Origin of the sequence: Kangiella marina (assembly GCF_039541235.1) — a bacterium.
Taxonomy (GTDB): domain Bacteria; phylum Pseudomonadota; class Gammaproteobacteria; order Enterobacterales; family Kangiellaceae; genus Kangiella; species Kangiella marina.
The window spans coordinates 497599-518329 of the sequence record NZ_BAABFV010000001.1; the positions used below are offsets into that span (position 1 = coordinate 497599).

General features: G+C 44.8%; 17 protein-coding genes and 1 riboswitch. Of the genes, 4 read left to right on the top strand and 13 right to left on the bottom strand.

Annotated elements, in window-relative coordinates; translation table 11 throughout:
- Positions 1 to 138: 138 nt before the first annotated feature.
- The 6 genes from ABD943_RS02180 to ABD943_RS02205 all read right to left on the bottom strand — a co-directional run bounded on the left by ABD943_RS02180 (position 139) and on the right by ABD943_RS02205 (position 5120).
- Positions 139 to 1278 (bottom strand): ATP-NAD kinase family protein, encoded by a 1140-nt coding sequence (locus tag ABD943_RS02180; RefSeq protein ID WP_345291558.1) that lies wholly within the window; start codon positions 1276 to 1278, stop codon positions 139 to 141.
- Positions 1266 to 1850 (bottom strand): elongation factor P hydroxylase, encoded by a 585-nt coding sequence (locus ABD943_RS02185; protein WP_345291559.1) that lies wholly within the window; start codon positions 1848 to 1850, stop codon positions 1266 to 1268. The genes ABD943_RS02180 and ABD943_RS02185 overlap by 13 nt, the downstream gene beginning before the upstream one ends.
- A 3-nt stretch (positions 1851 to 1853) precedes the next feature.
- Positions 1854 to 2768 (bottom strand): 50S ribosomal protein L3 N(5)-glutamine methyltransferase, encoded by a 915-nt coding sequence (gene prmB, locus ABD943_RS02190; protein WP_345291560.1) that lies wholly within the window; start codon positions 2766 to 2768, stop codon positions 1854 to 1856.
- The gene (locus ABD943_RS02195) at positions 2765 to 3562 is read right to left on the bottom strand and encodes a lysophospholipid acyltransferase family protein (protein WP_345291561.1); all 798 of its coding nucleotides are present in this window, start codon (positions 3560 to 3562) and stop codon (positions 2765 to 2767) included. The genes prmB and ABD943_RS02195 overlap by 4 nt, the downstream gene beginning before the upstream one ends.
- A gap of 68 nt (positions 3563 to 3630) precedes the next feature.
- Positions 3631 to 4107: a SixA phosphatase family protein gene (locus ABD943_RS02200; protein WP_345292671.1), complete on the bottom strand. Its 477-nt coding sequence runs from the start codon at positions 4105 to 4107 to the stop codon at positions 3631 to 3633.
- Positions 4107 to 5120: an adenosine kinase gene (locus tag ABD943_RS02205; RefSeq protein WP_345292672.1), complete on the bottom strand. Its 1014-nt coding sequence runs from the start codon at positions 5118 to 5120 to the stop codon at positions 4107 to 4109. Before ABD943_RS02205 ends, ABD943_RS02200 begins: the two co-directional genes overlap by 1 nt.
- An 83-nt stretch (positions 5121 to 5203) precedes the next feature.
- Between ABD943_RS02205 and ABD943_RS02210 the strand changes: the two genes are divergently transcribed.
- Positions 5204 to 6055: a 6-pyruvoyl trahydropterin synthase family protein gene (locus ABD943_RS02210; RefSeq protein WP_345291562.1), complete on the top strand. Its 852-nt coding sequence runs from the start codon at positions 5204 to 5206 to the stop codon at positions 6053 to 6055.
- A 5-nt stretch (positions 6056 to 6060) separates the two neighbouring features.
- On the opposite strand, the gene ABD943_RS02215 is transcribed toward ABD943_RS02210, so the two are convergent.
- From ABD943_RS02215 to ABD943_RS02225, 3 genes are read right to left on the bottom strand one after another with little or no spacing between them, the layout of a single operon-like run.
- On the bottom strand, positions 6061 to 9525 hold the full coding sequence (locus ABD943_RS02215; RefSeq protein WP_345291563.1) for an AsmA family protein: 3465 nt from the start codon (positions 9523 to 9525) through the stop codon (positions 6061 to 6063).
- A 10-nt stretch (positions 9526 to 9535) separates the two neighbouring features.
- Complete coding sequence (gene xthA, locus ABD943_RS02220; RefSeq protein ID WP_345291564.1) at positions 9536 to 10354, bottom strand: exodeoxyribonuclease III; 819 nt, start codon at positions 10352 to 10354, stop codon at positions 9536 to 9538.
- A 4-nt stretch (positions 10355 to 10358) separates the two neighbouring features.
- On the bottom strand, positions 10359 to 12194 hold the full coding sequence (locus ABD943_RS02225) for a M61 family metallopeptidase (protein ID WP_345291565.1): 1836 nt from the start codon (positions 12192 to 12194) through the stop codon (positions 10359 to 10361).
- Between the two features lie 99 nt (positions 12195 to 12293).
- Here ABD943_RS02225 and ABD943_RS02230 point away from each other — a divergent pair, with 99 nt between their 5' ends.
- Positions 12294 to 12710, top strand: a complete 417-nt coding sequence (locus ABD943_RS02230) for a hypothetical protein (protein WP_345291566.1) — start codon at positions 12294 to 12296, stop codon at positions 12708 to 12710.
- A gap of 31 nt (positions 12711 to 12741) precedes the next feature.
- Here the strand turns inward: ABD943_RS02230 and ABD943_RS02235 are convergent, their stop codons facing one another.
- Genes ABD943_RS02235 through ABD943_RS02245 form a run of 3 tightly spaced genes read right to left on the bottom strand, consistent with a single transcriptional unit; the run spans position 12742 to position 15897 of the window.
- On the bottom strand, positions 12742 to 13281 hold the full coding sequence (locus ABD943_RS02235) for a DUF6580 family putative transport protein (RefSeq protein WP_345291567.1): 540 nt from the start codon (positions 13279 to 13281) through the stop codon (positions 12742 to 12744).
- A 44-nt stretch (positions 13282 to 13325) separates the two neighbouring features.
- Entirely contained in the window at positions 13326 to 13901 is a 576-nt protein-coding gene (locus tag ABD943_RS02240) for a cob(I)yrinic acid a,c-diamide adenosyltransferase (protein WP_345291568.1), read from the bottom strand.
- A gap of 19 nt (positions 13902 to 13920) precedes the next feature.
- Positions 13921 to 15897, bottom strand: coding sequence for a TonB-dependent receptor (locus tag ABD943_RS02245; RefSeq protein WP_345291569.1), 1977 nt, complete (start codon positions 15895 to 15897; stop codon positions 13921 to 13923).
- A gap of 70 nt (positions 15898 to 15967) precedes the next feature.
- Positions 15968 to 16167, bottom strand: a riboswitch (cobalamin riboswitch).
- Between the two features lie 206 nt (positions 16168 to 16373).
- Here ABD943_RS02245 and metH point away from each other — a divergent pair.
- Entirely contained in the window at positions 16374 to 20069 is a 3696-nt protein-coding gene (gene metH / locus ABD943_RS02250; RefSeq protein ID WP_345291570.1) for a methionine synthase, read from the top strand.
- A 56-nt stretch (positions 20070 to 20125) separates the two neighbouring features.
- Positions 20126 to 20416, top strand: coding sequence for a hypothetical protein (locus ABD943_RS02255; protein WP_345291571.1), 291 nt, complete (start codon positions 20126 to 20128; stop codon positions 20414 to 20416).
- Between the two features lie 27 nt (positions 20417 to 20443).
- On the opposite strand, the gene ABD943_RS02260 is transcribed toward ABD943_RS02255, so the two are convergent.
- Positions 20444 to 20656: a hypothetical protein gene (locus ABD943_RS02260; protein WP_345291572.1), complete on the bottom strand. Its 213-nt coding sequence runs from the start codon at positions 20654 to 20656 to the stop codon at positions 20444 to 20446.
- Positions 20657 to 20731 lie beyond the last annotated feature (75 nt).

Below are 20731 nucleotides of genomic sequence, written 5' to 3' on the forward strand. Positions count from 1 at the left end.
ACCATCAAATCCTTATAATTCAATCAGTTACAAAAGATGCATTTAAAAAACCGCTTAAAGCTCCGATGCTTTTCAGACTATGCTCAATACTTTGTGCGAGATCTCGCACAAAGCCAAGTGACAAAAGCTTAAAAATTATTAACTTTCGATACCGACAGGGTACAAAATAAAGTCTTCATAGCCTGTGATCACTCTTATCACGCCTGACAATCGCTGATTCAACGCCTCATCGTCACTGTCAACAATCAAAGGTTTACCCTCCAGCTCTTTCAGCTTGGTCTTGGTGGCGATAACGTAAATATCCTCTTTATCGAGCTGTGACAAGACTTTAGCGCTTAACTGCTGATTACCTCGGCCAATAATATGACCTTGCCCACCGATCACCGTAATCACCAGCTTTACGTTCCCCGGATGCTCTGACAGTAGATTCAGTATACCGCTCTCGGTCATGTCGCTGGCAACCACCGCGCCATCATGCACACAGTCAATCCCTAACAACGTATTCTCAAGCGACATTGTCTCCATCAAGAAAGCACAGGTGGAGCCTGAGCCAACAAGGTAGTAATCGTCATCATCCATGTTATCAATAATAAACTCTGCGATGTCTTGTAACACCAGCTCTTCAAGCTCTCGGCCGCCGGACTTGGTCGCCTGAACGTAGCGATGCTCGGCTGGAACCTGCATCTCACCATACTGTTTAGCGCGAACAACACCCTTTCGAAACGCCTCCTCGTCAATATCCATGACCGAGGTTTCAAGTAAGCTGACCAACTCCTTGTTGATCATTTTTTCAATGACCAAGCCAGCGGCATGGGGCGTCACCGCATAAACACCAGAGTGTATTTTTACGCCTGCAGGAATTCCAAGTACGGGTACCGCACTATCTATGGCTTCATAAATGTTTCGGGCCGTACCATCGCCACCAGCAAACAGTAACACATCGATAGGTCGAGAAGCGGAGGCATCACCGACCATGCTTCGAGCTGCGGCGATAGTGTCTTCGAAAGTTGATGGTTCTTGGCTTTGGTGCACCACTTTAAACTGAAATCCCATCTCCTGTAAAAGCGCTTCCCCCATATCCCCAGAAGCAGTTAATACGGTCAACTGATCCTTATAAGGCTGTAACTTTTCTAAGGCAATTCTCGCTCGCTCGACGGCCTGAGGCTCAGCGCCACGGGCGAAGGCCTCAGTACGAATGGCTTCGCCGTCGCTGCCCTTGAGTCCGACTTTGCCACCAATTCCTGCAAACGGGTTGATAATAAAACCTAAAGTAAACATGACTCTCTTTTGGGTAAGTTAATGGGTTGTGAGGAACGATAAAGCTGACATAACAGTTGTATCATACGCGCAGCTCTTTGCGGAAATCCCACTGTAAAATAATGCTGAAGCTGCTGATGAACCTGCTCTCGAAAAACTTTCGCCTCTTTTACTGCAGAGTCTCCTGCATCTAAGTTATCAAGACTAACGCGAAAAGGGATACCAGCGGCTAAGCTAAAAGCCCACTCTAAGGCTTGAGGCTTAACCTCAACCTTAAAGAAAAGAGCCTGCAATTCGGCATTACGACCATCCGGTTCATACCAATAGCCATAGTCATCGCGATTGCGTCGCTCAACGCCTGCAATACACCAGTGCGCTACTTCGTGTAACGCACTAGAAAAGTAATCGTGAGTAGAGTAAATGGTCGCTACCGACTCCACAGATTTAGGAGCTTGGTAGAAGGGTTCGTTCGCGCCTGGCTTGAGGACAACCCGGTGATCTGAAAAGTGCCGGTTAAAAGCTTGTGCTAACTGCTGGACACAGCGCTCAGCAGCAACCTTATTGAATGATGGTGGATTAGGTTCAAACAGCATTACTCAACTAAAGTGTTCCAATAATTGCTTTTTGGTTAAAACAAAAACGCCATCCCCACCCTGCTCAAACTCAATCCAATGAAACTCAACTTCTGGGAAGGTTTCTTCAAGTGCAGGCCAGCTATTACCAACCTCGACGATAAGTACGCCTTGATCACTCAGGTAGTGGGCAGCATTTTCAAGGATTTGGCGAGTCAGATCGAGACCGTCAACGCCGGAGCCAAGACCGATCTCTGGCTCATGATGATACTCTTGTGGCATATCGGCGAGATCTTCAGCATCAACATAAGGCGGATTCGACACGATTAAGTCAAATACCTCACCTTCTAGTCCATCGAACAGATCCGATTGTACCGCTCGCGCCTTATGATACAGACCTAAACGTTCAATATTAATCTCCGCCACCGTTAGCGCATCTTCCGAAATATCGGACATCACCACTTCGGCATCATCAATAAAGGCTGCCGTAGCCAAACCAATACAACCACTGCCACAGCACAAGTCTAAGACTTTTGGATTATCCGCCTCTAACCATGGATAAAAGTCATTATGAATCAGTTCAGCAATAGGCGAACGAGGCACTAAAACTCGCTCATCCACGTAAAACTCTAAACCAGCGAAGTAAGCTTTATTGGTGATAAAGGCTAATGGCTTGCGTTGAGTAACACGCGTTTTAATGGCATGAGCAAGGTGTTTCTTTTCCTCAGAAAGCACAGTTGCCCCCAGCATGCTCTGGGGATAATCCACTGGCAAATCAAGCATTTGCAATACAATTGCAACCGCTTCATCCCAAGGGTTATCGGTGCCATGGCCAAAGTACAGGTCAGACTGATGAAACTGGGTCGCGGCAAAACGAACAAAGTCAGCAATAGTGTTGAGCTCTTGTTGAGCTTGTTGATAGATATCTTGATCACTCATGGTGCTACCTCATCCTGCTGTTGGCGTAACATGCTGTATAATGAATTATATACTACTTCCGTCAATTCATTGCGGTGGGCAACGTCATATTCGCGACAATCGATCGCTTTTCCAACTTTGACCGTGACTTTTTGATTCAATCGCATCTGTAACCACTTTTTATTTGGCAGGACTTTATAAATATCCTCAATCGCGACAGGAATAATCAAGGCATCGGTATCAATGGCTAAGCGAATGGCGCCTTTTTTAAGAGGAAATAACTCTCCGGTGCTGGATCGCGTTCCCTCTGGAAACATACAGATACGAATCCCACTCTCCATTTTTTCTTTGGCGATTTCGAGATCTTTAATCGCTTGTTGACGGTTTTGTCGATCGATAGAAAGGATTTCAGCCGTTTTCATGGCTCGAGATAGCAGTGGTATTTTGAACAGTTCCTTCTTAGAAATCATACGGATACTGCCTGGAAGAGCTGCAAAAATCAGTGGAATATCGTAAGCACTTGAGTGGTTCGCAACAATAATCACACGCCTTCCTGCTTGCGCCTCTGCTTCCAAATCACCCTCTAGCGTCCACCGTAATCGAACCGCATTAGTTAGACTGTTACCCCAGCGGTGAATTACATGATCGATCTTCGGTCGAACCGTCTTTTTTAATGACTCACTTCGATTAAACAAGGCCGTGACAAGAGTGAGCAGGCTGTACTTTCCTGTCGCTGCAATAGATACCAGAATGACCCACCAAGCTCTAAGTAGGCTAGCTTTTTTGACTTGTTGTTCGTTCAAAACCAATGTCACGCAAATGTCATAGAAACGCAATGCTAGCTATTTTTACGATGGACTTCCAGTTTATTCTGAGAATAAGCCTACTCTGGGCTAGAAAAGGCCAGTTTTCTTGCACTAGAAGCTGAGCCGTCGGTTGTTAGGCCTAAAGAGCCAATGGCCGCTGTTGGGAAGTATTGGGACTGCCCTGGTAGCCATCCACACCAAAGATGCGACACTAATGGCATATGACTAATTAATACCGTGGTGCCCTGTGTGGCTTCTTCGACGAAAGGAATCGTCATTGCGGGATCCGACTCGGAGGTCAACAATGACTCTGTCTGTCGAGTCCAGTCATAATCCACCAAGTCTTTAAACGTTTTCTCAAAAGTATCAGCCGTTTGCTGGGCTCGCAACGTCGGGCTGACCAACAAGGTTTCTAGCTGAACGTTCTGCTCCGCCAAGTGCTGTGCATACCAACGCACCATGTGCTGTACTTGCTGATGGCCATGCTCGGAAATTTGACGCTCCCCATTGATATAGGGAGCATCTCCGTGGCGCATAATCGCAATATGTCTCATCAACGGTTTGGAAACTCCTTGTTAAGATAAGATCTGAGTTCTTCAATCGCGGCTGGCTTGAGTCGTGGCCCAAACTGAGTGACAAGGTGTGCCGAAGCAAAACTCGCCAACTGCCCAGACTCTGCCCATGACAAGCCGTTTGTTAAACCGAATATAAAAGCACCTGCGAACATATCGCCAGCACCATTAGTATCAACCGCCTTGACCACATGGGGTTCTATCGTTGATACGTCTTGCCCATCAAAACTCAAAGCGCCTTTTTTACCCAGTGTAATAACAACCTGCTTCGATTGCTGTGACAATATGGTTAAGGCTTTTTCGACGCTATCGACGCCCGTAAACTCAAGAGCCTCATCATCGTTACAGAATAATAAATCAACACCACCATCGAGAATCTGCTCAATCTCAGGTTTAAAGAAACGAACCATGTTTGGATCAGACAGGGTTGTCGCAACTTTTACACCATTCTCACGAGCAAAGTCCCGCGCCTTTAGCGCTGCTTGATGTGCTTCTGGTGAACTTACCAAATAACCTTCAATGTACAGATACTGGCTGTCAGCAAGCGCCTCATAATTGATGTCTTGCTCTTTTAATTCACTGCTAATTCCGAGAAACGTATTCATGGTGCGATCAGCATCCGGTGTAATCATCACCAGACATTTACCAGTGGTACCGTGATTATCTTCTAGCTGACCCAGTGTATTAGTCACGCCCGCTTCATCCAAGTCATCAGAGTAGAACACGCCGGCTTCATCTTTAGCCACTTTGCAGGAATGGAAAGCCTTTCCGCCGAGCTGTGCCAGTGAAATAACACTGTTGGCTGCGGAGCCGCCTGAAGCACGCTGGTGAATATTACCCTGCAAGTGCCCCAATAAGTAGTCATGGCGCTCTTCATCAACCAAGGTCATGACACCCTTTTCAACGCCTAAACGCTCAAGTTCGGTTTCGTTCACCTCAATCTCAACATCAACCAGCGCATTGCCAAGCGCGTATAAATCATATTTTTTTGTCATCATCAAAATCTTCATTAGAGTTTGCACTGATTATGCTATAATTCACCTCAAGATTAAACGTTAACCACCCTTCGGTTTTGGCTATGCCTGCACTCTTTGTTGACCAACTCACTGTCATTGACTTTGCATTCTTTGATATTCATCGTGGAATTGTGGGCGAAAGCTGGATTGTTGACCTCGTTTTAGAAGGTGAGCTGGATGATCAAGGCATGGTCTTTGACTTCGGCGATGTTAAAAAGCGTATCAAACAAGCGATCGATGCTACGGTTGATCATAAGTTTGTTGTTCCGGCTAACAGCGAGCATGTTAAGGCCGAAACGAATGACCAAGGCTTACAATTAACGCTTTCTGATACTGCGGGACACCGCTACCATCATCAATCGCCAGAGCAGGCTGTGGTTCTTCTTGATGCTGAAGAGGTGTCGATGGATGCCGTTATTAAGGTATTGAATAAGGCCTGCCTTGAAGTGGTGCCAAGTAATGTCGCTAAAATCTACCTTACGCTCAGCACCGAAGCTATTGAGGGACATTACTATCACTACACACACGGCTTAAAGAAGCACCTTGGCGACTGTCAACGAATCGCCCATGGTCATCGCTCACAGATCCATATTTATGATAATGGTCAGCGAAGCGAAGAACTGGAGGCGATGTGGTGTGAAAAGTGGGAAGATATTTATATCGGTACGGAAGAAGACTTGGTAGCACCTGACAAAGAAAGCGCTGAGGATTATTACCGCTTCGCCTATACCAGCGAACAAGGTTATTTTTCTATAGAGCTGCCTAAAGCGCGCTGTCATATCATGAAGAATGACTCTACCGTTGAACTCATCGCGAATCATATCGTCAAGCAGCTCAAAGTTATTGAGCCACACGCCACGATACAGGTTAAAGCTTTTGAAGGGGTCAATAAAGGCGCTATCGCCAACGGTTAAGAAGCCTAGTTACTGTCAGCTTCCTCAGCCTCAGTAGTTTCCGCGCTTTCAGTGTCTTGCTCTTCCTCTGGAGCATTAGGATCAATCGTTCGCTGTTGCTCTTTGGGGATAATTTCCGCGCCATCTTCTGGATGCGGAACGACGCCTTCATAAACCGCAGAACATGCGCCACCAGTGATCAGCCCAACGCCTTGTTTGAACAACCCCACAACTGAGCCTGTGACCGCATCAAAAGCAGCGGTAAAGGTCTCAATTTCAGGTGAGATTAGACTTCCATTAAGCGTTTGCCCATACTCGCTACACCCTTTTTCGTTAATAATATCGAACTCAAAGTCTTTAAATTCCTGCTGCGCCAGATCTATTTGGCCATTAAAGGCAAAGCGATACTTTAAGGTTGCCGCCGCCACATCTTTGGTCGTAAGAACACCATTTTCAATATCCATATCAAGGTTAAAGTGAGTGATATGGGTATCGCCCTCATCAGCACCCAACTGACCTAACGTGTCCTGCAAACTCACGCCTTGTGAAGCCAATAACCCTAGAGGTCCTGCCAATAAAAAGCCGCCGAAGTCCAATAACCCAAAGCTTTGGCTATCTAGAAAACTGCGCAGCACTTTATTCACATTTAAGCGGTGTAGCGTTAGCGGTGTTTGATTGGTAATTAAGACTTTTCCTTGCAGGCTGTCTCTAATGACATCTGGCTGTAGTCCCAAAAACGCAATATCAATATCACCTTTAAGGTTACCTGACATCGAAACACCCTTCTCATCAGCAGGCACCACCAGCTTGTCTAACGATAAGTCATTAAAGTCTGAAATATAGGTGGACTGATAGGGTTGTTGGCTTAAATCAATAATCCATCTTGCACTTAACGGCGCTTCATTGACCATCATTCGTAAAGGCTGAACGGTCACTATTTGATTATCCTGTACAGCGGTAGCAGTAATATTATGGATGATATTCTGCTCTTGTTGAACCTGTTCGACTTTAAGCGCAATCAACGTAAACGCGTTTTCGAGTTGGGAGTGATACCACTGGTCAATCGTTTGATGGTTTTTCGCTAGCATTATCTCAGTCGCACCAAGATAGCCATTTTTCACAGAATAAGTTTGCGCGCTCTCACCCTCACCACGCGATAGCTCTGCATTAATACCTTGTAGCTTTAAATCGCCAATTTTAAAGGTTCTTAAGGCAAATTTATTCGCAGTCGGGGTTTCTGCCTCGCTCGGTGTATTGTTTGTCTCACCACCCTGATCGCTCAATAAAAACTTTAAATCTGCCGAATTGGTGCGGAAATAATCCAGCATCAGATCTTTATTGCGCAACGTGCCTCGTGTTTCGAATCCTCTAATACGGCCTTCGGGCAAAACTAACTCACCCACATTGATAGCCACTCGATTAGTTTCACTGCCTGAATAACTAACCGGATCACTAACCAGTTCACCCTCTCTGACCAGAGGAAAACTGCTTAAACTTAAATTCGCGCCAGACAATTGATATCGCAGATCCTGATTTTGATACTTAATGTTAAGTCGCTTCAAATCAATATTGTTCAGTTGAACATAGTCTAACGGCAAAGCCTCGTTTGATGGTGCTGATGGATTATTATCATCAGCCTCGGCATCAATAGACAAGTCTGAGCCAGCCAAAGTGAACTTATTAATGGTCAACTGGTTGTTTTGATAAACCGCATCCACTGACACTCCGGACAAACTACCCTGTGGCAACTCTAAAGAATCTGCGCTCAACGCTGACTCGGCCTGCTTCTGCCACGACTTTGGCTCAGCTACAACCCATGTTGCATCACTGTAAAGCGGTATATCTCTGCCAGTCAGTTTAAGGCCTTGGCCTGCATAGGTTTGCCCCGAAGACTCTAATGTAAACTGGGCCCCATCAAGGGTGAGTTGTCCTAAATGAATGGTATCAACAGGTAATGTGATTTCCGCATCAGACGATGAAGTGTCCGACTCTTTTTTAACTGCCACTAACTGATAATTAATATTAGGTTGTGAAATCTTGAGCTCTTCGACATTGACCTCAGAGTTTTTTAACGACACCGTCGAAGACATCTTACTGATAGTACCAAGCGAACCTTGATAGTTGGCGTCACTTAATACAACGCTAGCTTGCTGCTCACCCACATTGACCTTATCAAGCAAGAATACAGGCTTTTGATTCATGACGAGAGGCAGCTGTTTAAGCTCAAGATTAAGCTGTGACACCTCGTGCTTGTCGTCGCCATAAGCCAAAGAAATCTTACCTTGAGTAATCTCACCACCCACCAAGGTAACGGTTTTAAAAGGCAAAAGCAGCCCGCTCAAGTCTGCACTTGCTGACGAGTCGTTTTCAGCTTTTGGGGCAAGCTTAAGCACCGGCTGATTAAGACTAAAGCTGGGTATCAAAAAATCCCCCGCTTTTAAATTCCCTTTAAGGCTTAAACTTTCAAAATCAATAACATCAGACTTCATCGCTTCAGAGCTTAATTGAAACTGGCTATTCTGTGCTTCATAGAATGATGGCCAATCAAGCCAAAGTGCTTTTTTATCCTGCACTAATAACAACTCAGAAAACTCAGCTTCAATGGCTTTAACCGAAAACTCTTGCTGATCTTGTATCGCCAAGTCCGTTTTACCCAGATGAATTTTTTCAATCACAATATCATTGAACGGCAAGTCCAGTTCAGCAACCTCTACCGAAGGGATATTAGACGTGCTATTGCCCTGAGATTCGCCAGTTGCCGCAGCTGCTTTAGAGTGTTCCAGTAAATTAATATTAATCGATGACTGGCCTGAGTTGATTTCATCAATAATCAGACGTTGCTGTTCGATATGTGCATTTAAACTAAGATTATTTAAAGTAGTCTTTTCTGAACGAAGTGTTTTTAAATTCGCCTCTAGCGTCGTTTCGCTGGCTTTAACCAAGCGTTGTAAATCACCAAATAATAAAAAGCCATCTTCAGCCACAGGTAAGTTTCGGACTTTTACATCACCGCCTTCAGCAACTAATGAAACGTCCCCACGATACTCAAAGTTTAGGTTATGAATATCGATTGCAGCAACGTCTATAAAATCGAACGGTAGCGAAGTGTCTTCGGTATTTTCTTCGGACTGTTTGAAATTAAACTCGAAAGGATAACGAACTTTCGCATTGGTCAGTTTTAACAACTCAACCGTTAACTGACTTGACCAAAGATGACTGTAATCCAGCTCACCTTCTAAACTGTCAAACTGGATAAAAGGATCATCTTTAGGCCCGATAACACTAGAACTTATTTTTACGGTACCACTCAGTAGTGAAACATCAAGCTCACCAACTGTTGCTTCAACGCCGAGATGTTCAGACAGATAGTCTTCTAGGTATGACTCAGAATTGATGATATAGACGAAAACGGAAACTGCTAAAAACAACAGCATAAAGAGTCCCAATAAGACCCATAATATCCTTTTTAACCACTTCCAGCTTTTCGTCATAATGTTTATTCTATTGAGTTAAATCAAACTCCGTCCACACTGGCGCATGGTCCGATGGACGCTCCATACTGCGAATATCATAATCAATATCGGATGCCACAGCACGCTGATTAAGCCAGTCACAGGCAAAAACGGAGTCTATGCGTAATCCTCGTTTAGGGTCACGCTCGAAACCACGGCTACGATAATCAAACCAGCTGAATTTATCGTCTTTATCAGGGTTTATTGTGCGGTATGTATCATACAAGCCTGCACTTAACATGCGCTGAACCCACTCACGCTCTTCGGGTAAAAAGCTACATTTACCATCTCGCAGCCAACGCTTACGATTCGACTCACCAATACCTATATCAATATCCAGTTGTGAAATATTGATATCGCCTAAAACAATAGTTCGCACATTGTCGATATCGTGCCCTTCCAAGTACTCTTGCAAATCCTCATAAAACTTTTGTTTATAAGGAAACTTCGTTGGGTGCTCTCGGTTTTCCCCTTGCGGGAAATAACCGTTCAATACTTTGATCGTTTCATCACCATATTCAAAGGTGGTAATAATCATACGACGTTGTGCATCTTCTGGATCATTTGGAAAGCCCTTCTCAACCGCAAGTGGCTTCTTTTTACTGAAGGTTGCCACTCCATAATGCGCCTTTCCGCCGTGGATTTCTATGTGATAGCCCAAGTTTTCATACAGGTCAAAGGGAAACATATCATCATGAACTTTTGTCTCCTGAACACAAATAATGTCAGGATCATGCTTCTCCACCAAAGCTTCAATTTGATGGGCTCGAGTTCGAATACTATTAATATTAAATGTCACTATCTTCATGGTGTTATTGTCCAGAATCTTTTAAGTTTAACCAGTGCTCAAAATGGTCCTGATGTTGATCAAAGTCCTCAGCATAAGTGATATAAGCCGTATCACATTCGGCTTCCTCTAGCGTAACCTCAAAAGTCATCAGTTCATCGCGTCTAAAGCCAGTAATGCTGACTGTTTCGCCGACCGGGATTTGTTCAATCTGACGATCAAAGGTCGAGCTGTTGATGCGCAGGCCTTCTAAAGCGATTAAGTGATCATCGGCTGAAATCCCCGCCTTGCCCGCTGGTGAGTCGGCATAAACGCTTTTAACCATCACTCCCGTTGCTTTAGATTTGTGTTCCAAGCCAAGATCAGACAACTGCTTATTCGGTGGCAAGGTCGCTTTAAAGGAGCCACGGTCGTTTTTATCCACTCGTGGTAAATACTTTAACTCTACCCCAACAGCTTTTAGTAAGCTCGCTGTCGGCAATTCGTCGGTGGTATAAAGCGCAGCCTCAAAAAAGTCTTTAATAGCTTGATGCGATGTTTCAGGCGTTTCTTCTAAGACTAGGGTCTGAATCGTGTCGTTCTCCACCCCTTTATCGACTTTGCCATACTCATTCCACAAACGTCCCATAATGTCTTTTAAAGATTTCTTCCAATCAGTTTTCTGGCGAATCAAGAGATCTAAACACACTGAGATTTCCGCACCTTTAGTGTAATAACTCACGACCGCATTAGGAGCGTTTTCATCTTGCTTGTAAAACTTAGTCCAAGCATCAAAGCTCGAATCAGTAACGGTTTGAATCAAGCGGCCCTTAGAGCGTCTCACCGAAGTTAGCGTTTTTGCCAATCGCGTTAAGTACTCTTCTTTATCGATACAGGCAGTCTGCGCTAAAGCCAAGTTATCATAATACGAGGTAATCCCTTCAAAAGCCCACAACAACTCAGTGTAACTTTCGTTCTGTGTGTCGTACGGTAGAAACTCAGCTGGCTTAATGCGCTTGACATTCCAAGTGTGGAAATACTCATGAGAGCATAAATCAAGGAAGGTTTGATAAGTATCTTTGACCTTTCCAGGCTCGTCACTTTCTAAGGGTAAGTCCTCTCGGCTGCAATGGAGTGCCGTCGAATTGCGATGCTCAAGACCACCAAAACCACTGCCTAGGACATAAGTCATAAAGATGTAACGATCCATCGGGGCTGAACCGCCAAAGAAGTCGATATGGTGCTCACAGATTCTGGTCAAGTCATCAGCCAAACGCTTTTCATCAACCTGATGACGGCCAGTCAGCGCCATATAATGCGGCACACCACAGGCTTCAAAACTGATCAGACGGAAATCTGACATTTCCACAGGGCAGTCAATCAGCTCATCGTAATCGGCCGCTTGATAACGGCCAAACGCAAACTCACTGGTGCCTTCGATTGGCTTTAGTCCCGTCGCTAGACGCCAATGGACATAATCCTCACCGTCAGGTCGATTGATATCGACATGACAGGTTTCGTCTTCACGTCCAGAAACCGCAAGAAACACACAGGTTCCGTTAAAGAAACCGTGGGTTTGGTCGAGGTGTGCCCCGCGCACAGACAAGTCCCATGCGTAAACCTGATAGACCACGGTCACTGCGGAGGATGAAGGCGGTAGTTTCCAAGTCGATTTATCAACTCGACCTAGCTCTAGTCGCCCCTTTTTATTCTCGGCGCGTATCCATTGAATATGCTTCGAAAAGTCCCTGACCATGTAACTACCAGGAATCCAGTTAGGCATATAGAGTAGCTGCCCATCAGCATCGACTTTGTCTAAATGAAGCGTGACTTCAAAAAGGTGAGCTTCGGGATTTATAGGATGGATCTCATAATGAATCATAAACTAGACTTTTGCCCAATCACATTGTAGATTTCGTTGCATCAATTATAGAGGTTTAAATCCCGAATTACAGGGCTATCTGCAAAAGACTGTTAAGCTATGTCAAAAACTGAATTATCAACCTTACATTTGTCGACAATCAGCGATGAAGAGCGATTAAAAATCACACAAGGCATCGTCGATGACCTGATTCGAGCTCTCAACCTCGGTAACTACTCCTTGGTTTGGCGCTATTTTAGCGACGCTTTCACCGAGCAATTTGGGCAGGAACAATTCGCTAACCTGCATCAACAGTTAATTCAAAAGCACCAAAAGCTGACGGTCGTCGAGCCCATTAGCTCCAGTTTGGTGAATGCGGAGGATGTGAAGAGTCTAGAGGATGTGGGAAATGTAGAGAGTGATGTCCTGTCTGAAAAGTGGCGTTTATCAGATGCAGACGGTCATGAGCTATCGCTAACACTAACCTTCAAGCCCATCAAAGAGTTTTTAGTTATTGAAGCCTTCAGCATTGCCTAGCCTATATGAGCCAGATGGCTATGAACCGAGACTAACCACTGGCCTTGCGGCTTATTTCTAACGTATAGTGACCAAGAGACTTAGCGCAGTACCAATAACTGATAAATAACACACCGTTAAACAGTAAATCACCGAATAAAGTACGCTGGAAGAAAGGGATTGCCATGGTGTAGCAAGTCATAAGCCCCTGCCACGTCTTGGGATAATAGTCATTCATTGCCCAAACGCCAAAGTTGGTAATGACAAAGAACAGAATGGAGCCCGCGACTGACGCGCCAATCACTTTCAGAGGGCTGACAGAGTGTCGTAAAACAAACCCCATCGAAACGGCGAGCACAATAGCACCGTACACAAATAACATAGTGTTATGAAAACCAAGAACGAGATCCGCCAGAAACATCGACAGCAAAGGAATGACAACAGCCATCCACTTTTGATGAAAGTAAGTACCGGCGAAAAGTCCCATCGCCATAACCGGCGTGACGTTAAACGGATGTGGGAATAACCGGTAGCTGCCAATCACTAGAATGATGGCGATTAAGGTTAATGTTTTTACCTGTATTTTACTCATACCTTACTCTTTAATGATGCGTGCCCCACTTCGGGCGAAGCCTCTTAAACAGAAGACTTATGCCACTGGGGCTCAGTTTTCGAATCCAACCGTCCCGTTACCCTAGCAATGATAAAGAAAGCATCCGACAAGCGGTTCAAATAAATCAAAAGATCTGTTGATACAGTTTCTTGCTCCGAGAGTTTGATCACTTCCCGTTCCGCTCGACGAGCCACGCAGCGTGCAAAATGTGCATTCGCCGAAGCGACGTTTTGCCCGGGTATGACAAACTCCCTAAGTGGTGGCAAGCTGTCGTTAATGCTTTCAATAAAATGCTCAATATCGCTAATCGCAGAATCAGACATAAAGTGATTGCTTGGCGATGCTAACTCTCCACCAACATTAAACAATTCATTTTGCACCTGATGGCAACATGCGGCGATATCTTCATACTCATACAGTTTTTGCTCATCAATTAATTGATAAGCCGCTACAAACATTCCAATCGCTGCATTCAATTCATCAACAGCACCAATCGCGCAAATTCTTAGCGACGATTTAGACACTTCTTTACCATCAGCTAAACGCGTAGTACCACTATCACCAACCCCAGTTGTGATTTGCGTGAGACGATTTGCCATAATTTTTTCGAGCTCTTAATTAAAAACGATAACTCAGCTTAACATAACCGTAACGCCCATTCGCTGGATAGTAGCCGCCAAACTGTGCGTAATCGATATATTCTTTATCCAAAAGATTGTCGACGCGAATCCCCAGTGTGAGCTGCTCCCAACTCCAGTTTATTGCTGAATTTAACACCGTATGGCTAGCAATTTTGGGTTGGGTATTGCTGACATCACCTTCTTGATAACGATCGCTACGGTAGTTCACTTCTAAGTACCCATTAGAAATACTGTCGATTTGCCAGTCAATCCAAGCGTTAGCCGTATGCTCAGACACTCCAGGAATACTATTGCCCTGACTACTTGGCTCGCCGCGTTTAATCTCAGCGTCAACATAATGATAGTTCACACCCGAGTTGATATCGTCAGTAAGCTCCGCTTGGTAATCGACCATAAGCCCTATTCGCTCAGAGCGACCACCATTAACATTAGCCCCGGGAAAGAAAGCTGCTGGTGGTGGCGTTGCTGCAGGATCAAAGAAAATCTCGTCATCAAGTTCTAGTCGGTAGGCCGACAGTTTTAGAAAACCATACTTAAGGCCGCGCTCATAACCAAGCTCAAGGGAATGACCAGTTTGTGGTTCCAAGCCAATCACGCCATCTGCGGTGTATGACTGTTCATCAACCTTCGCAAAGCGGTAATTGTCACTGTAACGAACATAACCTCTGCTATCGCGATCGAACTGATGGCTAACCCCAATATCATAAGCCGTTGCCGAATTTTTAAGGCTAATCCCACCAGGATAGATCGTCAGATCAATTAGGTCGTCTTCTACGCGAGCATACCTTGCCGCGACTTCAATATCCGTACGTTTTGACAGTGGAATAAACAGCTGTGAGTACAAGCTTTTGACCTCTTGCTCATTACTACGGCCTAACAGCGAAAAAGCATATTCCGCATGATCATAATCGACTCCATTGGTCCAATCGATAGAACCTGAATCAGTCTGCCACTGTCCTTTTATACGAGGGTAAACACTCCACTGAGTCCGATCGGTGGTATTAACCGTCGTCGTTGGAAAGCCAACAAAACTATTGATACTGTCAATGTCAGAGTCTAAATAATTGACATCAATCGCATACTTCCAATTGTTATCGATGGTTTCTTGACCAAAAACACGCAACACATCTTGCTGAGTATTCACATAATCATTAGCGAACTCTGGGCGTGACTGAGTCGGTTCGCTTAAGTCCGGCTCTAGCAAAGCCCCGGGCGTATCCAAGTCTTCATGATTGGTATTAAACTCAAACAGCCAGTCTGACATTTCCGTTAAATAATGAAACTTTAACGCTAACTGCGATTGCTCACGCTCATTGTGATCACGGTAGTTATCCGTTTCTAAATAGTTCGCACTCAGCAAAAATGACCAATCCTGATTTAGCGCATGGTTAAGGTTCAAGTTAGCTTGAGCCGTGCCATAACTTCCACCAGTTAGGCTCGCATTAGACTCTTTGTTTTTGCCCGAGTGGGTGATGATATTGATCACGCCAGCAACCGCTTGGTCGCCATACAAAGTACTTGCCGCGCCTTGGATAATTTCGATGCGCTCAATATCCGACACTAATACAGACTCTAGGTCTGGCGCTGCGATATCCGTATAATTTAAGCGACGGCCATCGACTTGAATCAATACATTGTTACTCGCTTGCTCTGCTGAAATACCACGCATGCTGACGGTGGTTTTGCCGCTAACCGACGATATTTGAATTCCGGCTACACGCTTTAGTAGCTGTACAACCTGAGTGGCGTTGCTACGCTCAATGTCCTCTTTGGAAATGATCGTGATGTTAGTCGGCAGTCGAACGCTCTCTTCCTTAAAACGAGAAGCCGTAATAACCACCGTATTTTCATCATCGGTTACTTGTTCTTCTGCGTACGCAGTTGATGCGCCAAAACCAACGGATGCTGTTATTACTGCTGCCACCGAACGGGCAACTAATTGCTGATGTGTCATTGCTAGATCTCTTAATTCTAGCGGGCATTAAATAAATAAAGACTTCATATCGAGCAAGAGCCCACCGATCTGCTCAACGTCTAACAAGGCCGGTCTCCGGACTCAAAAGATCTAGCATAGGAAACATTCCATTATGCTAAGTCGCTCCGCCTTCCCAAGTGTGTACTCAGTGGCCATGGAGCAACGCTCTTTATTACCGTTGCGGGGGCAGTGCTGGATTTCCACCAGCTTCCCGATTAATCCCAAGGAACCTTATTAGTCAGTCGTTATATCGAAATATTCTCGTTTTGAAGAAACCTGAACCCACTGGTTTGATAAATAAGCACAAAACTGTTCACCCTTCCTCAACTCGGTGGTATTATAGCCACAAGCTATTTAGACGTCTATACTTCTTTTTAAAGATTTTACTTGAGACACTTTTCGATAGCAATCACATAAAACCATTAACTGAAAGACCTTTGCACTTGGCTTAAGCGATGACAAAAGTAGTAGAAAATCACCGTATTATCAAACAGTTACTTAAAGACAGAATCCTTGTGTTAGATGGCGCTATGGGTACTATGATCCAGCAGTACACTCTGGAAGAAGAGGATTATCGTAGTACACGCTTTGCTGATTGGCACTGTGATGTTAAAGGCAATAACGACCTGTTGAGCCTGTCTCAGCCACAAATCATTCGGGACATCCACGAAGAATACCTTAAAGCGGGCTCGGACATTATTGAGACCAATACCTTCAATGCAACTCGAATCGCCATGGCTGATTACGACATGGAGGACTTGTCAGCCGAAATTAATTACGAATCTGCTCGTTTAGCCAAAGAAATTGCTGAAGAGTACTCTACTCCCGAGAAACCTCGATTTGTTGCAGGCGTTCTTGGTCCAACCAACCGCACCTGTAGCATATCACCGGACGTTAACGATCCTGGCTTTCGAAACGTCAGCTTTGATCAATTAGCGGATGCTTATTACGAATCAACCGACGCCTTATACCGTGGTGGAGCTGACCTGCTCCTCATCGAAACGATTTTCGATACTTTGAATGCGAAAGCCGCTATTTATGGTGTTAAAAAATACTTTGATGATCATGATGTTGAATTACCAATCATGATCTCTGGGACTATAACTGACGCCTCAGGGCGAACGCTAACCGGACAAACTACAGAAGCTTTTTACAACTCAGTGCGTCACGCCAAGCCAATCTCCATAGGCTTGAACTGCGCACTAGGGCCAAAAGATCTACGTACTTATGTCACCGAGCTCAACCGTATTAGTGAATTTAATATCTCGGTTCACCCTAACGCAGGTTTACCTAACGAGTTTGGTGGGTACGACGAAACGCCACAAGATATGGCCAGAGAAATGATGCAGTGGGTCGATGATGGCATGATCAATATCATCGGCGGTTGCTGCGGAACCACGCCGGAACATATTGCGCATTTTGCAGAGTTGGTCAAAAGCAAAAAACCTCGCACACAAGCCAATCAAGACAGAAAATGTCGCCTGTCAGGATTAGAGCCATTACTGATTGATGAAGACAGTCTATTCATCAACGTCGGTGAACGTACTAACGTTACTGGCTCCAAACGTTTCCTGCGCTTAATTAAGGAAGACGAGTACGAAGCCGCGATCGAAGTCGCACTACAACAGGTAGAAAACGGCGCGCAGATCATTGATATCAACATGGACGAAGCCATGTTGGATTCTACCGCAGCGATGCAGCGATTTTTAAACCTGATTGCTTCCGAGCCTGATATCAGCCGTGTTCCTATTATGCTCGACTCATCCAAGTGGGAAGTCATTGAAGCTGGCCTAAAGTGTATTCAAGGCAAAGGAATCGTCAACTCTATCTCGCTCAAAGAAGGCGAAGAAATATTCTTAGAACAAGCCAAACTGGTACAGCGTTACGGCGCGGCAGTGATTGTCATGGCCTTTGATGAACAAGGACAAGCCGATACGTTTAAGCGCAAAACTGAAATTTGTGCGCGAGCTTACAAAATACTCACCGAACAAGTTGGTTTAGATCCTTGCGACATTATTTTTGATCCGAACATCTTCGCTATCGCCACAGGTATCGAAGAACATAATAACTATGCGGTGGACTTTATCGAAGCGACGGAATGGATCAAAAAGAATCTGCCCCACGCCATGATTTCAGGCGGTGTCTCCAATGTATCCTTCTCTTTCCGCGGTAATGATAAAGTTCGCGAAGCGATTCATGCGGTGTTTTTGTATCATGCGATTAACGTTGGCATGGATATGGGTATCGTTAACGCAGGTCAGCTTGAAGTGTATAGCGAAGTCCCTAAAAAGTTACGAGAAGCAGTAGAAGACGTTGTGCTCAATCAGACAGATAATGCAACCGATACCTTACTCGAACTGGCTGAGGAATATCGTCAAGATGGAGCCAAAGAGAAGAATAAGCAAGATCTGGAATGGCGAACCTGGGAAGTGAATAAGCGTCTTCAGCATTCATTAGTCAAAGGCATCACCGAGTTTATTGATGAAGATGTTGAGGAATCTCGCCAAGGGTTTGAGCGTCCGCTTCATGTTATCGAAGGGCCTTTAATGGACGGCATGAATGTGGTTGGGGACTTGTTTGGTTCAGGGCAGATGTTCCTGCCTCAAGTGGTCAAATCCGCTCGCGTCATGAAAAAAGCCGTGGCGTATCTCTTCCCTTTTATGGAAGAAGAAAAAAAGCGATTAAATCTTGCCGATAAACCTAAAGGAAAAATTCTCATGGCCACCGTCAAAGGTGACGTTCATGATATTGGTAAAAATATTGTCGGTGTTGTTTTGCAGTGCAATGGTTATGAAGTGATTGATTTAGGCGTCATGGTGCCGACGGATAAAATTCTTGAAACCGCCATTAACGAAAACTGCGACATCATTGGCTTATCTGGACTGATTACGCCATCGCTCGAGGAAATGGTTAACGTGGCAAAAGAAATGCAACGTCGCGGCATGGACTTGCCGCTTCTTATTGGTGGCGCCACCACCTCGAAAATACACACTGCCGTTAAAATCGAACCGCAATATGATCATGCAACCTTGTATGTCGCTGATGCATCACGCGTCGTTGGCGTTGCTAGTAAATTACTGGGCGAGCATAAAGATGCATTCGTGAAAGAAAACAAAGACGAGTACGACAAGCTTCGCATACAACGCGAACAGCGCATGAAAAAGAAAACCCTGACGTCATTGGAAAGTGCTAGAGAGTTTGCCTTAGATATCGACTGGAAAGCTGACGATATCGTTAAGCCATCATTTTTAGGCACAAAAGTGTTTGATGATTACCCGCTAGAAAACCTCTTAGAAAGAATCGACTGGACACCTTTTTTCCGCTCATGGCAGCTTGCAGGGAAGTTTCCTAAAATTCTAGATGACGAAGTGGTCGGTGAAACAGCGACCAAACTTTACCACGATGCGCGGGCCATGTTGAAAACCATTATTGAGGAAAAGTGGTTAACGGCTCGTGGCGTCATAGGTTTCTTCCCAGCGAACTCAACTGGTGACGATATTGATGTTTATGCTGATGATACGCGTCAAAACAAAACCTATACACTTCACCACCTGCGCCAACAGAAGCAGACACGCAAAGGCAAGTTTAACTTCTGTCTATCGGACTTTATCGCACCTAAAGATACCCAACTCAACGACTACATTGGCGGCTTCGCAGTTACCGCTGGTATTGGTATCGATGATCATATCGAACGCTTTGAAAAGAATCATGACGATTACAATTCAATACTTTTAAAATCTCTAGCGGATCGCTTAGCAGAAGCCTTCGCAGAAAAAATGCATGAATTAGTCCGAAAAGAATACTGGGGCTATGCTAAAGATGAGAAGTTGGGCAACGAGCAATTAATTTCAGAGGAATACCAAGGCATTCGCCCTGCCCCAGGCTATCCCGCATGCCCTGACCATACCGAAAAAGGAACCCTGTGGGAGATGCTAAAGCCCGATAAAACCATTGACTTAAATATCACCGAGCACTTCGCCATGTACCCTACTGCGGCAGTCTCAGGCTGGTACTTTGCGCACCCACAATCTAAATACTTCGGTACAGGTAAAATTGAAAAAGATCAGGTTGAGGATTATGCTAAACGAAAAGGTTGGTCACTAGAAAAAGCTGAGCGATGGCTGGCGCCCTCCCTCAATTACGATCCATAGTTATGATCCTTTACTGATCCTTGATCGATAAACGAATCAATTGACAGGAAGCTACGATGAGCACAAACACAAAAAGAGGTTTCTTTTGGTTAACGGCAATAGGCATGATACTAGCCATTCCTTTAATCGCCATGCAGTTTACTCAAGAAGTGAACTGGTCACTGAGTGACTTCCTCATCTTTGGTGGTTTACTCGCTTGCGTAGGACTCACCTATGAATTTATCATCCGGAAGTTCAGCCACTCGATTAAGCGCACTGTATTAACCCTCGCATTGATCGCAGCATTTGTACTGATTTGGGCTGAGCTGGCAGTTGGTATCTTTGGTACACCATTCGCTGGCTCATAACTCGATAACTGAACAGGTATTATCGAGTTACTTTCCGGAAATAGCGTACTCTATGATGCCTGTTGCAAAACAGGTAAACGACAGCGCTATAAAAACAACTGTATTAATTGCCTTTCCCGCTGTTTCGCTCACCGAGAAAAGACGTTGCGCAATTTGCTGTACTAAAAAGCTAATCATGATAATGGCGACGGTTATCAGACCAAGAAACCAAAAGTTTATATCACTACTAGAGCTATCCATGGGTATTCCCTGTGTAAAGTTTTTTTGCCATTAAAACACATCTTAAGTTTTTAGCAAAAAAAAGCCCCAAACCTT

Bases quoted from the DNA above. Each gene is read 5' to 3' on its own strand.
- ABD943_RS02215 (WP_345291563.1), bottom strand. From the start codon at position 9,525: ATGACGAAAAGCTGGAAGTGGTTAAAAAGGATATTATGGGTCTTATTG.
- ABD943_RS02260 (WP_345291572.1), bottom strand. From the start codon at position 20,656: ATGGATAGCTCTAGTAGTGATATAAACTTTTGGTTTCTTGGTCTGATA.
- ABD943_RS02225 (WP_345291565.1), bottom strand. From the start codon at position 12,194: ATGATTCATTATGAGATCCATCCTATAAATCCCGAAGCTCACCTTTTT.
- ABD943_RS02255 (WP_345291571.1), top strand. From the start codon at position 20,126: ATGAGCACAAACACAAAAAGAGGTTTCTTTTGGTTAACGGCAATAGGC.
- ABD943_RS02245 (WP_345291569.1), bottom strand. From the start codon at position 15,897: ATGACACATCAGCAATTAGTTGCCCGTTCGGTGGCAGCAGTAATAACA.
- ABD943_RS02185 (WP_345291559.1), bottom strand. From the start codon at position 1,850: ATGCTGTTTGAACCTAATCCACCATCATTCAATAAGGTTGCTGCTGAG.
- ABD943_RS02230 (WP_345291566.1), top strand. From the start codon at position 12,294: ATGTCAAAAACTGAATTATCAACCTTACATTTGTCGACAATCAGCGAT.
- ABD943_RS02200 (WP_345292671.1), bottom strand. From the start codon at position 4,107: ATGAGACATATTGCGATTATGCGCCACGGAGATGCTCCCTATATCAAT.
- ABD943_RS02240 (WP_345291568.1), bottom strand. From the start codon at position 13,901: ATGGCAAATCGTCTCACGCAAATCACAACTGGGGTTGGTGATAGTGGT.
- ABD943_RS02235 (WP_345291567.1), bottom strand. From the start codon at position 13,281: ATGAGTAAAATACAGGTAAAAACATTAACCTTAATCGCCATCATTCTA.
- metH (WP_345291570.1), top strand. From the start codon at position 16,374: ATGACAAAAGTAGTAGAAAATCACCGTATTATCAAACAGTTACTTAAA.
- ABD943_RS02210 (WP_345291562.1), top strand. From the start codon at position 5,204: ATGCCTGCACTCTTTGTTGACCAACTCACTGTCATTGACTTTGCATTC.
- prmB (WP_345291560.1), bottom strand. From the start codon at position 2,768: ATGAGTGATCAAGATATCTATCAACAAGCTCAACAAGAGCTCAACACT.
- ABD943_RS02180 (WP_345291558.1), bottom strand. From the start codon at position 1,278: ATGTTTACTTTAGGTTTTATTATCAACCCGTTTGCAGGAATTGGTGGC.
- ABD943_RS02205 (WP_345292672.1), bottom strand. From the start codon at position 5,120: ATGACAAAAAAATATGATTTATACGCGCTTGGCAATGCGCTGGTTGAT.
- xthA (WP_345291564.1), bottom strand. From the start codon at position 10,354: ATGAAGATAGTGACATTTAATATTAATAGTATTCGAACTCGAGCCCAT.